Genomic DNA, 255 nt, shown 5'->3' with positions numbered 1-255 from the left:
TCGTTTCTTCCTATGAATTTCGAGACGACGTTTCTCATATTGTCGTAAACGCCCTCTCTGAAGATTCCGCCGACTTCATTGAAGAAGCGGATCATCGATTCAAAGAAGACCTGACTTTTCTGGTTTTGGTACAGGCAGGCAGCTCGATAGCCTGACCATGGCGAAGTCATAACGGCCAGATAGAACGTCTTTCTCTGACCATTAATCATCAGCTTCACTTCGCCAAAATCGTATTCAAACCGGTCACCTGGTTCG

At 46.3% G+C, this 255-nt stretch carries 1 pseudogene; it reads right to left on the bottom strand.

Annotated elements, in window-relative coordinates:
• Positions 1 to 255, bottom strand: a pseudogene (locus Afil_RS10975) (IS21 family transposase); the annotation flags it as partial.

The sequence above is a fragment of the Allobaculum fili genome (genome assembly GCF_020969955.1).
Classification (GTDB): domain Bacteria; phylum Bacillota_I; class Bacilli_A; order Erysipelotrichales; family Erysipelotrichaceae; genus Allobaculum; species Allobaculum fili.
This window is presented reverse-complemented; position numbering and strand designations above follow the sequence as displayed.